At 62.7% G+C, this 12,787-nt stretch carries 7 protein-coding genes; 4 read left to right on the plus strand and 3 right to left on the minus strand.

All coding sequences use genetic code 11. From position 1 onward, the window contains the following. Positions 1-90 precede the first annotated feature (90 nt). Positions 91-1,500, plus strand: a complete 1,410-nt coding sequence (locus IC757_RS06345; RefSeq protein ID WP_190976512.1) for a class I SAM-dependent methyltransferase — start codon at positions 91-93, stop codon at positions 1,498-1,500. A gap of 9 nt (positions 1,501-1,509) precedes the next feature. On the opposite strand, the gene IC757_RS06350 is transcribed toward IC757_RS06345, so the two are convergent. Both IC757_RS06350 and IC757_RS06355 read right to left on the minus strand, forming a co-directional pair. Continuing rightward, on the minus strand, positions 1,510-3,603 hold the full coding sequence (locus tag IC757_RS06350; RefSeq protein ID WP_190976513.1) for a sulfatase-like hydrolase/transferase: 2,094 nt from the start codon (positions 3,601-3,603) through the stop codon (positions 1,510-1,512). Positions 3,604-3,606: 3 nt separating this feature from the next. Beyond that, entirely contained in the window at positions 3,607-4,386 is a 780-nt protein-coding gene (locus IC757_RS06355; RefSeq protein ID WP_190976514.1) for a class I SAM-dependent methyltransferase, read from the minus strand. Between the two features lie 143 nt (positions 4,387-4,529). On the opposite strand from IC757_RS06355, the gene tadA reads away from it, so the two are divergent. Continuing rightward, complete coding sequence (tadA, locus tag IC757_RS06360; RefSeq protein ID WP_223846284.1) at positions 4,530-4,997, plus strand: tRNA adenosine(34) deaminase TadA; 468 nt, start codon at positions 4,530-4,532, stop codon at positions 4,995-4,997. Positions 4,998-6,700: 1,703 nt separating this feature from the next. On the opposite strand, the gene IC757_RS06365 is transcribed toward tadA, so the two are convergent. Next, the gene (locus tag IC757_RS06365) at positions 6,701-10,072 is read right to left on the minus strand and encodes a CotH kinase family protein (RefSeq protein ID WP_190976516.1); all 3,372 of its coding nucleotides are present in this window, start codon (positions 10,070-10,072) and stop codon (positions 6,701-6,703) included. 182 nt (positions 10,073-10,254) lie between these two features. Here IC757_RS06365 and IC757_RS06370 point away from each other — a divergent pair, with 182 nt between their 5' ends. Both IC757_RS06370 and IC757_RS06375 read left to right on the plus strand, forming a co-directional pair. Continuing rightward, positions 10,255-11,709, plus strand: a complete 1,455-nt coding sequence (locus IC757_RS06370) for an FAD-dependent oxidoreductase (protein ID WP_190976517.1) — start codon at positions 10,255-10,257, stop codon at positions 11,707-11,709. Further along, on the plus strand, positions 11,706-12,755 hold the full coding sequence (locus IC757_RS06375; protein ID WP_190976518.1) for a hypothetical protein: 1,050 nt from the start codon (positions 11,706-11,708) through the stop codon (positions 12,753-12,755). The genes IC757_RS06370 and IC757_RS06375 overlap by 4 nt, the downstream gene beginning before the upstream one ends. Positions 12,756-12,787 lie beyond the last annotated feature (32 nt).

Here is a 12,787-nt window from a genome sequence, read left to right on the forward strand (position 1 = left end):
CCATGCATTGTAACAAGATTGTAAAATCACCTGCTTTCGGCCACTCGCTTGAATCCCGGGGTGGCTCCATGCGGCAAGACGGAGTGATTGATGGAAGATTCCAGCAAGATAGCAGCGACGGTGGCGGCTGCCTCTTTTCGCGACCCTTCAGGCTTCGTGTTCAGGCAGGACGGCGTCGTCTACCGCCAGGTCAATCAGCGCTATCGCGAGGACTACCATCGTCTGATCGATTCGGGTCTGTATCAGAAACTGGTCGAGCGGGGTCTGCTGATTCCGCATGAGGAAGTCGACGGGCCGGTCGCCGAGCCGGACACGGCCTACCGGATTCTCCGGCCCGAGCCGCTGGAGTTTTTGTCCTGGCCCTACGAGTGGAGTTTCAGCCAGCTCAAGGATGCCGCCCTGGCCACCCTGGAGATCCAGCGCCTGGCCATGCAGCATGACATGAGTCTGAAAGATGCCTCGGCCTACAACATCCAGTTCCATCGCGGCCGGCCGGTGATGATCGACACGCTGTCATTCGAGGTCTACCGCGAGGGTGAGCCCTGGGTGGCTTACCGCCAGTTCTGCCAGCATTTCCTCGCCCCGCTGGCGCTGATGGCCAGGCGTGATATCCGCCTGGGTCAGTTGCTGCGTGTGCATATCGACGGCATTCCGCTGGATCTCGCCGCCGGCTTGCTGCCCAGGCGCACCCGGCTCAGGCCCGGTCTGGCCATGCATCTGCACCTGCATGCCCGCTACCAGAGAAACTACGCCGATGCCGCCCCTTCGCAGTCCGGCAAGTCGGTCAAACAGGCCCGGGTCAGTCGAACCGGCCTGCTGGGCATGGTCGACAGCCTGCGCGGCACCATCTCCAAATTGAACTGGAACCCCGGTGGTACCGAGTGGGCCGACTACTACCAGGCGACCAATTACAGCGAGGGTGCATTCACCGCCAAGCAGGCACTGGTCGATCGCTTTCTGGATGCCGTCTCGCCCGAGGCGGTCTGGGATCTGGGCGCCAATACCGGTGAGTTCAGCCGCATCGCCGCCCGTCGCGACATTCCGGTGGTGGCCTTCGATATCGATCCTTCGGCGGTGGAAAAGAACTACCGGCGCCTGCGTGCCGAACAGCAGTCCGGGCCACTGCCGCTATTGCTGGATCTGACCAATCCCAGCCCCGGCACCGGCTGGCACGAGCGCGAACGCGATTCGTTTCTGGATCGTGGCCCGGTGGACTGCGCCATGGCGCTGGCATTGATTCACCACCTGGCCATTTCCAACAATGTGCCGCTGGACCGGCTGGCCGACTTTTTTGCCGACGCCTGCAGGCATCTCATCATCGAATTCGTCCCGCGCGGCGACAGCCAGGTCCAGCGCCTGCTCAGCACCCGTGAAGACATCTTCGATACCTACGATGCCGAGCACTTCGAGGCGGCCATGACCCGGCATTTCGAGATCCTCGAACGCGAGCCGGTCGAAGGCAGCGAGCGTACGCTCTACCTGATGCGCCGTCGGCGCTGAGCCGGGGACCTACTCCAGCAGGAAGCGGCTCAGGGCAATGCTCTGCTGGCGCTGGTCGCCTCCCACGCCCAGTTCCTGCTGGCTTGCGGCATCGGGCAACTCGAGTCGAAGCTCAAGTTCACCAGTCTGCATCAGTTCGGCCGGAACGGAGGCCTGCAGGCGGGTGCCCTCGCGGCTTTCCAGCGTCCACTGCCCGAGTTTGCGGTCGGCGCTGTAGAGGGAGATGCGCTGCTGTTCAAGCACGTCCTCGTAGATTGCAGGTATCAACCAGAGGGACAGTTGCAGATCGTTCTCCTGCGGCTCTATGGGAATGTTCAGGGTGGCTTCCTGCCCGTTGTTCCAGACCACGCCGGCATCGGGTGTGCTCCAGCCCTCTCCGAGATACACCGAACCCTCCCCGTCAATACCGACGCCGACGGTGTTTCCCGGCTGGTAGGTCTCGGCGGTCATGTCGATGGGCACGGACTCGAGATGGGTGTAGCTGTCGGCCGAGTACAGGCTGCCTTTTATGGATACCGGACGCAGGTACTGATTGCGATTGCCATGGTAGAAAACGAAGCGGCGCTCGCGTACCTCGTCTTCGGAAACATCGAATGCCGAGCGTCCCTGCCAGTCGATGTCCAGTTCCTCTTCCTCGACGATGGTCGCGGCCACATCGGTCAGCGCGACCTGGGCATTGGAGGTGCGCAAGGGACCACGGCTGTTTCGCGGCTTGATGGCTTTCAGTGCCAATGTTCGTGTCGGCGTGAACTCCGGTTCGAAAGCACCCCCGTGGTCGCTGTGCAGGACAATCAGGGTGTCATCATAGATTCCGCGATCCTTCAGTTTCTCGAGAAACTCGACGACTTGCAGCAGGATGGCGCGGGCTTCGTGCTTGTAATTCTCCCGGGTATTGGGCAGTGCCTCTCCGGCATACTCTCCGTCTTCGGTGGTCACGTAGGGAGGATGCGGCGGCCAGAGATGAAGAAAGTGGAAGGCCGGGCCATCGAGGCGCGGATCGAGGCGTTCGGTGTAGTCCCGGAAGAACTGCTTGTGAGCAAAAGACTTCGGCAGGGTTTCTGGGTCGACCATGACCGGACTGAGCCGCCAGTTGTTGTCGTTGTAGACCCAGTTTCTCACCAGGTGGGGAACATGGCGGAACAGGGTGATATCGACAAGCCGGGCAGCCTCGCTTTCGATCATCTCCCGGGCCGTGGCGCCGTACACCGACGGGATCCTGTAATGAGCGTCATGGTCGCTGTCTTCCAGTGAGCGCATGGTGCTGAGATTGACCCGGTAGCCTTGCTCGTGCAGTCGGCTGGGTAGTCCTTGCCTGATGCTGCGACGAAAGAATTCTCCGGGGGGCTCGCCGCCATCGTAAACCTGTCCGCTCAGTATGGATGGGATGGCCAGTATCGTATAGGGCGTGACCGCCGCGTTCTCCCGAAACAGCACGAACCCGTCGAAGTCTTCGGCAAGCCCCTCTTCCTCGATCAGTTCTTCGAAGATATCGGTCTGGAAGTTATCCAGGATCAACTGCACGACATTGTGCTCTCGCGAGTACTGGAAAATATCCTCCGGCGGTCCCGAAACGTCGGCAATGCGCGCGCTCCACAGGCGGGTGTCGCTGGTCAGCCCGACATGCAGGCCCGAAACCAGTTGCAGGGCTATCAGTACGGCACTGGCCGATACGGCCAGGCGGCCGACCTGCCGATAGGCGATGACAAATCCGGCCAACACGCCAATCCACAGCGCGATATCCAGCCAGGCCGGAAACGAGAAGGCCTGCCAGTCCAGGCCGCGGCCATCAAGCACTCCATAGCTGCCGACCAGGAACGTGCCCTGGAACCAGATCAGAACGCCCAGGCCGAACACGGCGCAGACATAGCGTTGCCTGATCGAGCCACGCAGCAACAGGCCGGCTCCGGTCAGTAGCAGCCAGATGATGACCATGGCCGGCACGTAGCGAGGCAGCAGAGTGCGAAAACCGGCTTCGAACTCGTCGGCATTGCCAGCATAGAGCTGGAATGTGCCGAACAGGAAGAAGCTGAGCACCGGAAGTGCCGCGACGCTGGCCAGCGCGATCACTCCCATGGAGGATGACTTCCGGGATGCTGATTTCACTGTCTAACTCCCGAACTGGCGGCTTTCCAGTACCAGAAACATGCGCTCGTCATGATCGTCCGAGCTGGGGTCGGAGCGTTTGGTATCACCCACGCGGTTGTCGGCCAGAACATTCCAGCCGGTCCGGTCGGCCAGCCGCAGCAGGCCGGCTGCCGAGAAGATCCAGAAATTGGTCGGATCGTTATTGCATTCATGCGGATCGAGAAGGTAGGAAACAGGTGCCGCCTCGAGTTCAACCTTGCGGTCGGCGGTTCGGCGAGCGATGCGGGTGCTGAGGCAACAGTATCGGCAGTGTCGGGCCAGCGTTTCCAGCGTGTAGAACGGATTCTTGAGATGGTAGAGGATGCCCAGCAGAAACACCATGTCGTATTGCTCTGCCGGCAGATTGAACTGGCTGTCGAGATCGACTTCATGAATGGAGACACCCTGTGCATCCAGCCGGTCCTTGAGGGCGCGGGCGCCGGCCAGCCCATTCCAGTTGGTGGCAGGCCAGTCAATCAGGTCCACGGTCAACCCCATGGATTCCATGAAAAAAGCCAGGTCGCCGTCGGCACCGCCGATATCGGCAATACGGCCCTCTCGAAACACATCCAGAATCGATGCCGGAAGCTCCCGAAACAGGCTTTCCAGGTGCCAGAGACTGGCCATGATGTCATGGGCATACCAGGTTCGCTCCGGTGCCGGAGGTGTTTCCTTGACTTGCTGCAAGTGCTGCTTCCATTGAGCTGCCTTTTGCAGCAACTCGTCATAGGTTTGCCAGTCGTGATGGTGCCGGGTCTGCATGATCGGGTATGCTCCTGCTTGGGTCCCTGAGGGTGTCAGGGTCATGTGGCCAACAACCCCGGCATTATAGTGGGAGTGGCATGGTTCGTGGCGCGAGGTCAACTGGTGTAGGATTCCACACAGGTTTGCTCCAGGCTCGGGCAGTGGCCCGACAAACACAGAGATTGGACGATACCGACTGGATGAAGCAGGCCCTGGCCCTGGCCGGGCAGGGCGAGCGCATGGGCGAGGTGCCGGTCGGCGCGTTGGTGGTTCGCGACGGCAAGGTGCTGGGTGCCGGTTTCAATACGGTGATTACCGACAGCGACCCGAGCGCCCATGCCGAGATCGTGGCGCTGCGCGCGGCCAGCCGCAATGTGGGCAACTATCGACTGCCCGGCACCACCCTTTACGTCACGCTGGAGCCGTGCAGCATGTGCGCCGGCGCCCTGGTCAACGCCCGCGTCGAGCGGGTCGTATATGGCGCCGACGATCTTCGCGCCGGCGCGCATCGTTCGATATTCGAGGTGCTGGACAACCCGAAACTCAACCATCGATGTGACGTCACCCGCGGGGTGCTGGCCGATGAATGCGCCGAGATGTTGCGCGCATTTTTCCGACGGCGGCGGTAGGGGAGACGCAGTTCGGGATATCCCCCGGTTTCACCGACTGATTCACCCCACCGTAGGCCGGCGCTGCGTCGCCGGCGTTACGGGCTTGCGGTTGTGTTGTCGACCGGGGATGCAACCCCGGTCTACGGGGTGGGCGATTTCCCTGTAGGTGTCGCCGCGTTCCATGGCTTGGTGCAACCGAGTAGGCCGGCGCTGCGTCGCCGGCGTTACGGGCTTGCGGTTGTGTTGTCGACCGGGGATGCAACCCCGGTCTACGGGGTGGGCGATTTCCCTGTGGGTGTCGCCGCATTCCATGGCTTGGTGCACCGAGTAGGCCGGCGCTGCGCCGCCGGCGTTACGGGCTTGCGGTTGTGTTGTCGACCGGGGATGCAACCCCGGTCTACGGGGTGGGCGATTTCCCTGTAGGTGTCGCCGCATTCCATGGCTTGGTGCACCGAGTAGGCCGGCGCTGCGTCGCCGGCGTTACGGGCTTGCGGTTGTGTTGTCGACCGGGGATGCAACCCCGGTCTACGGGGTGGGCGATTTCCCTGTGGGGGTCGCCGCATTCCATGGCTTGGTGCACCGAGTAGGCCGGCGCTGCGTCGCCGGCGTTACGGGCTTGCGGTTGTGTTGTCGACCGGGGATGCAACCCCGGTCTACGGGGTGGGCGATTTCCCTGTGGGGGTCGCCGCATTCCATGGCTTGATGCACCGAGTAGGCCGGCGCTGCGTCGCCGGCGTTACGGGCTTGCGGTTGTGTTATTCACCGGGGATGCAACCCCGGTCTACGGGGTGGGCGATTTCCCTGTAGGTGTCGCCGCGTTCCATGGCTTGGTGCAACCGAGTAGGCCGGCGCTGCGTCGCCGGCGTTACGGGCTTGCGGTTGTGTTGTCGACCGGGGATGCAACCCCGGTCTACGGGGTGGGCGATTTCCCTGTAGGTGTCGCCGCATTCCATGGCTTGGTGCAACCGAGTAGGCCGGCGCTGCGCCGCCGGCGTTACGGGCTTGCGGTTGTGTTGTCGACCGGGGATGCAACCCCGGTCTACGGGGTGGGCGATTTCCCTGTAGGTGTCGCCGCATTCCATGGCTTGGTGCACCGAGTAGGCCGGCGCTGCGTCGCCGGCGTTACGGGCTTGCGGTTGTGTTGTCGACCGGGGATGCAACCCCGGTCTACGGGGTGGGCGATTTCCCTGTAGGTGTCGCCGGATTCCATGGCTTGGTGCAACCGAGTAGGCCGGCGCTGCGTCGCCGGCGTTACGGGCTTGCGGTTGTGTTGTCGACCGGGGATGCAACCCCGGTCTACGGGGTGGGCGATTTCCCTGTAGGTGTCGCCGGATTCCATGGCTTGGTGCACCGAGTAGGCCGGCGCTGCGTCGCCGGCGTTACGGGCTTGCGGTTGTGTTGTCGACCGGGGATGCAACCCCGGTCTACGGGGTGGGCGATTTCCCTGTAGGTGTCGCCGGATTCCATGGCTTGGTGCACCGAGTAGGCCGGCGCTGCGTCGCCGGCGTTACGGGCTTGCGGTTGTGTTGTCGACCGGGGATGCAACCCCGGTCTACGGGGTGGGCGATTTCCCTGTGGGTGTCGCCGCATTCCATGGCTTGGTGCAACCGAGTAGGCCGGCGCTGCGTCGCCGGCGTTACGGGCTTGCGGTTGTGTTATTCACCGGGGATGCAACCCCGGTCTACGGGGTGGGTAGATGGCCCCGGCGAGGGTGTTATCCATCATGGTCCCACGACCGGCAACAGCACCAACTGCAACTCCATGCTGCCTTCCTCCACCTTCAGCATTGCAGTGGCCTTGTTCGAGTAAGGATTGACACGGGTGTCGGGATGATCATGCGGGCCATCGTCCTGGACGATGCGCATCTGCAATTCATCCTGCTGGCCAACCGCTTGATCCCCAAGAGTCCACCAGTTCTCGCGGCCGGTGTAGGGCAGGTCGTTGCGGTAGAACAGGGTTATTTCGACTTCGCCCAGTGCGGTGCTGCTGTCCAGAGTCCAGGTGCGGTCGATGCCGGTGGTGCCCGGTGACTCTTCAACTGTCAGAATTACTTCGGTGTCCTCGGCAAGTGGCTCGATCGGGTCGATCCATGCCAGGGTGAAACCGGTGCCGTCAACCAGGGCAAAGCGTTCCTGGTGACCGGCAGGCAGAAGAAGCTGCGCCTGGTCGGGTGGCCCCGAAACACCCGACAAGGCGTGCTCGATGAACCGGTAGCGCAGTTGCACGAAGTCCTTCAGGTTTTCGACATGGTCGGCAAAGCGACCCAGCTCGCCATGATGGTTCTGGTCATGGAAACGGAATGCCGTCGCGCTGGGGGCGATGTTGACGCTGTCGACGATCTGTTCGGCCAGTTCATCAATGCGCTCGAAGAACCAGCTTTCCGGGAAGTATTCGCTGATCAGCTCGTCAAGGCGGGCATGGGCCTGGTCACGCAGCGCCGGTGTCTGCAGGAATTTGGAGATCAGCAGGTTGTCCCAGCCGCCGGACAGGCCGTACTGGTAATGGAAGAAGTCATTGTCGGTAAAGAAGCCCTGGCGGAAGTGAGAGCCGAAGCTGAGGTCCTTGTCCCAGGGAATGAACTTCCAGCGCGCCTCGGGATCTTCGTGATCGATGTAGAGCCAGTAATCGTCGCCGAAGGAGTCGATGTCGCCGACCAGCCAGTGCAGCACCAGCCAGTCGATGAAGTTGTCGACGTCGACACGCTCGGCAAAGCCCTGGGCATACTGGATGCCGGCCGGGGTGTCCTGAGCCCAGTCGATGAGTTCGCGCACGCGGTCCCACTCGGGGTCGCCGCGGGAGTTGAAATTGTCGGCCAGCAGAGCTTCACGCTCGTCACTGTCCAGGTCGCCGAAATCGTGTCCGAACGATGAGTCGGCCAGGTCGCTGTTGTCGCGGAAGCCGTCGCGCACCAGGGTGGCGTCGGTGTTGAGTCCGTTCATGGCCAGCAGCCACTCGTCAACACGCTGAATGTGAATGTGCAGCCCTTCGTAAAACCCATTGAGCCAGAAATCGAAATAGCGGGTTTGAGAGGCCGGCTGCTCCAGTTCATGCCACAGCATGAAGCTGAGCTTCTCGCGCATCATCGACGGGTCGGTGTACATGGCATTGAGGTTCATGCGCTCGCTGCCAAACAGCAGGTCCTGCGGCTGCTCGAAACGGATGTTGAAGGCCTTCTTGGGCAGGAAGCGCGAGCTGCTGCCACGGAAGCGCAGCCCCATCAGGTCTTCAGGCTCGCTATCCCGGCCAAAACGGACACGGCCGGGCAGGCGGTCGTCGCTGCGAACATCGCGCAGGTACAACTCTTCGACATCGTCCCAGGTCATTTGCAGGTACAGCGGGTGACCGGTGCTGGCCATGAGTTCAGGCCCGGCGACGATCCGTTCCAGGGTCAGGCGAGTGTCGGCTTCGGTATAACCTTCGTAGGTGAAGTGCCAGTGTTCTTCGCCGTTATCGTCGGCTTCCAGGTGAACGCGGGCCGTGCCCACCGGTTCGGTGGTCAATCCATCCGGTTCGATGGCGTCATTGAAGTTGCCGCCGAAGAATTCGACAATCTCGCCAAAATCGATGCTGTCGCCGTTGCGCTCGCCCACACCCCAGCGCCAGGTCTGGGTGCCGTCCTCGCGGTAGGTGTACCAGGTCAGCACCACGCGGTCGTCGTCGTAAGGGGCCAGGCTGATGCCCTGGCCGTTGAAGTCCGGGTCATACCACTGACCTTCCAGTTCGATGAACAGGGCATCCTGGCTTTCGGGACGCTGGCAGCCGCCCATGCCGTCGATGTAGACCAGTTTGCGCCGGTCGCTGGCACCGAAATCCGGCGTATCGACATGGAATCGCATGGCAGCCCGGCTGCAGGCCGGGTCAGCCTCGGGAAAAACCAGCCGGGCCTGGCCGACCGGGATCAATTCCAGTCCCTGTTCGCCCATGGCGGTCTGATGGAGCTCATCGAATCGGATGATGCGATCCTGCGCCCGCCCGGTGGCGATCAGCCACAGTGGTTCGCCGTCATCGTCGTAGGTGGCCCAGTAAAACAGCGCCGAACCGTTGGAGAGCATGTGGACCATCATGCCTTCGCCGTCACGCCCTTCGGGCTGATAGAAGTGGCCACCCATGCGGGCGCTGGTCGGTTCCAGCGTACTGTGCTGGCACTCGGTCAGGTCGCCGCCGATCTGGCGGGCATCGACCCAGTCGCTCATCGATTCGGGAATATCCAGGGCATTGTGGCAAAGGTCCAGCCCGGATCCGCTTTTCAGATCCACCAGTTGTTCGATGGCCTCGGGCAAGGTGCCGTTGAGACGGTTGCCGGCCAGGTCCAGAGCAACGACGGTCTCGCCGGCCTCGTCGCAGGTCACACCGTGCCAGCGGCATTCGGTGCCCTCGGCGCCCATCCAGGCCAGCTGGCGACGCCATTGCTCGCCGTCAGTCGCCTGGTAGATCTCGCGCAGGGCCTGGCGCTGGCTTTCGGGCAGCAGCGCGACATCAGCTTCCAGCGACACCCCGTCCAGCCAGACAGTTCGGGCCGGTTCACGCGGCTGGCCGTCGTCGCTTCTGTCGCGCACGCGCAGGCTCACGCGCATCGAACGCACATCCTCGCCCAGTTCCGAGCGCAGTCGCGATTCACTTTGCAGACGGGTCCACTGGCCGGCCGGAGCGCGATCCTGGCTCAGCCCGATATCACTCTGCACCTGTTCTGCATCGGCATTGGCCGAATCCTCGTCGCAGACCTCGTCGGCATAGAAATCCAGGCGCAGCCGCACACTGAGCTCGGGATCGGGTTCGTCGGTCAGCACCGCGACCGACAGGCCAATGGCCTCTTCGTCCCCCAGTACCACGCACTGGTCCATGCGGCTGCCGCCGAACCCGCGGTGCAGGTGGGAAAAGAAAAAGGCGTGGTTGCCGCTGTAGGCAAAGTCGATCTCCTCGACGATGCCGAGCTGATCGTCATCGTCCAGCCGCAATTCCCAGCCCGGCGGTCCGTTGCGGTCCGACCAGGCGCCGGCTTCGGCCTCGAAGTCGGGGTTGGTCAGCATGGCGGCATGAATGGCGGCAGGCCCGAGCAGGGCCAGGGCAAACAGAGCATGGCGAATCGTCATCATCGAATAGAACAACCTGGAATTTGGGCCCCTTGCGATTGGAAACATCAACGCCCCCCCGTCGACATTTGTCGAGGGCAGAGTATTCCAGCAGAAGGCTGGAAAATCAATGAAGGAATCATGAATGTTTTGCCGCTGTACAATCGCCGCGGCAGCTACTTGCAGAGTATCGGGAATCAGAACCTGTGATCGAAGACATTCGACAAGCCCTGGACGATGGCGATCATCGTCAGTTCGACGTGGTCATCGTGGGAGCGGGCCCGGCTGGCATGAGTCTGGCGCTGGAGTTGCGTGGGTCGGGGCTGAAGGTTGCACTGCTGGAAGCCGGCGGTCGCAGCCATCCCGATGCCGATGCCATGGCCCTGTACGAGGCCGATACAAGCGGCATTCCTTACCCGCTTCCGGCTTCGCGCCAGCGCTTTTTCGGCGGCACCAGCAATCACTGGGGCGGGTGGTGCCGGCCGCTGGATGACATCGACTTCGCGACGCGCGACTGGATGCCGATGAGTGGCTGGCCCATCGGCCCGGATGACCTGGCCGAAGGCTATCGACGGGCCAACGACATCCTGGAAATCGACAGCGACAACTACAACGACCCGGCCGTCGTCAGCGACTCCGATGTGCTGCCCGTAGCCGATGGATCGGGGTTTCGCAACCGCCTGTTCCGATTCAGCCCGCCCACACGTTTTTCCGAACGTTACGGCGAGGCGCTGGAGCGCGATCCGGACACGGTGGTGTTTCTGCATGCCACTGTGACCGGCATGGACCACCAGAACGGCCGGGTGAAGTTGGTACATGTCGCCACCCTGGAAGGGCAGCGCTTCACCCTTTCGGCGGGACGCTTCGTGCTGGCCACCGGTGGCCTGGAAGTGCCACGACTGCTGTTGCATACCGCCACCAGTGAAAGCCCCGCGCTGGGCAATCAGTCCGGTTTGCTGGGGCGTTGTTTCATGGATCATTTCGGTTATGCGCCCGGCTACCTGATGACGCGATCCGAGTTGCGCTACACGCGGTTTCCCGGTCGCGACGGGTATGTCATGCCAGTACTCGCGCCCGACCAGGCCCTGATCAGGCGCGAGCGCCTGAACAACGCCTGCATGACGCTGCAGCCGGTCGAGCCCGATGCGGTCTGGCCGCCGGAGGCCCTGGCGACGACACCCGGGGCGGGCAGGGCGCTGGACAGCGAGGCCTGGCGTTATCGAGTGACCTTGATCAACGAGCCCAGCCCCAATCCGGACAGCCGGGTTACTTTGTCCGACGAGCTGGATGATCTGGGTATGCGGCGCTTGCATTTGCACTGGTTGGTGGCCGACGCCGATTTCGAGGCTATCGACCGGCTGGTTCATGCCCTGGGTTACTGGATTGGCAGCAGCGGACTGGGGCGCCTGCAGTTTGCCCGGCCTGTCGATGACAACGCACGCGACGGTCTTTCCGGCGGATTGCATCACATGGGTACTGCCCGCATGAGCGCCGATGCCGAGCAGGGCGTGGTCGATCCGGACTGCCGCGTGTTCGGCACCGATAACCTCTACTTGGCCTCCAGCGCGGTGTTTCCAACGGCCGGATACGCCAACCCTACACTGACCATCGTGGCACTGGCCACGCGCCTGGCCGGACACTTGCGGAGGGGTGAGGCATGAATCGACGCCGCTTTCTGCTGATATCCGGCAGCGGCCTGCTGGTGCTGGGCGGCGGTGGTCTCTTCTGGCGTTTTGCTCGGGAGATACCAGCGGCGTTGCCCGGCATTCACTTCGACCATATTGCGCGCGACATGACCGGTGTGGCCGTGGTCGGGCAGGCCTGGCTTGAGCAACATGACGATACCGACCCGCACCAGGTGTTGCTCGACAACCTGGCCCTGAGCGCCGAGCATGAAATGGAGTTCAGCGATCTGGTTGCCACACTGGGTGAGCGCATTGAACACGACCTGGCCGGACACGGTCTGTTCAAACACGAAGGCTGGTGGCTGTCGCAGACCGAAGCGGCGCTGGCCGCTTTGCACGTCAAGCTGCTCGGCGAGGATGCCAGCCATCCGGATGAACCCGGTTTCGAACAGGCCGGGGAAGGGCGCTTGCTTCGCATACAAGGTCAGGCTCCGACCAAGCTTGTTCCGGGCGAGCCTCTTGCGCACCCGGGTCTGCCCGAGAACGTGATCAGCTTCGAGACGGCGCAACGCCCGCCCAGCCGGCTGGTGTTCTTCGTGCAGGGTCACCGCCTGCACATCAGCCCGCGATCCAATGGCTTTTCGGTGCAACTGATCGACGTCATACTCGATGATATTGCCCGCGCCGGCGGCTCGGTGGCACTGTGGCTTTACGACCCGGTCGCACAGCGTCGGCAACAGGTCGGTACGCTGACCGTGACCGAGGCGGTGCCCGATCAAGCAGGCTTCTGTGCCCCCGCGGACTGGGGTGAGCGCGAGACAGTGGCCGGTGAACCATTCAATGAGCAACCCGATGGCGCCTCGGCCTTCTGGATTCTCGTCGACTGTTTTCCCGACGACACCGTGGTCGTGTTCGACGGCGTCGAGCTGCCCACGACCCTGCAGGCCGACGAGGGCCTGATCACCGCCCGGATGCCCGATCCGACCCTGATTGAAATACCGGGCGAATACGCGCTGGAGTTGCTTGATCGCAAGAGCGGCGCCGTTGAACCGGTCGGTCAGTTTCGAGTACGCGAACCGTAGGTGCAGCCTGCGGGATGGTGCTACCATTCGGA

The organism is Wenzhouxiangella sp. AB-CW3 (genome assembly GCF_014725735.1).
In the GTDB taxonomy this organism is placed as follows: Bacteria; Pseudomonadota; Gammaproteobacteria; order Xanthomonadales; family Wenzhouxiangellaceae; genus Wenzhouxiangella.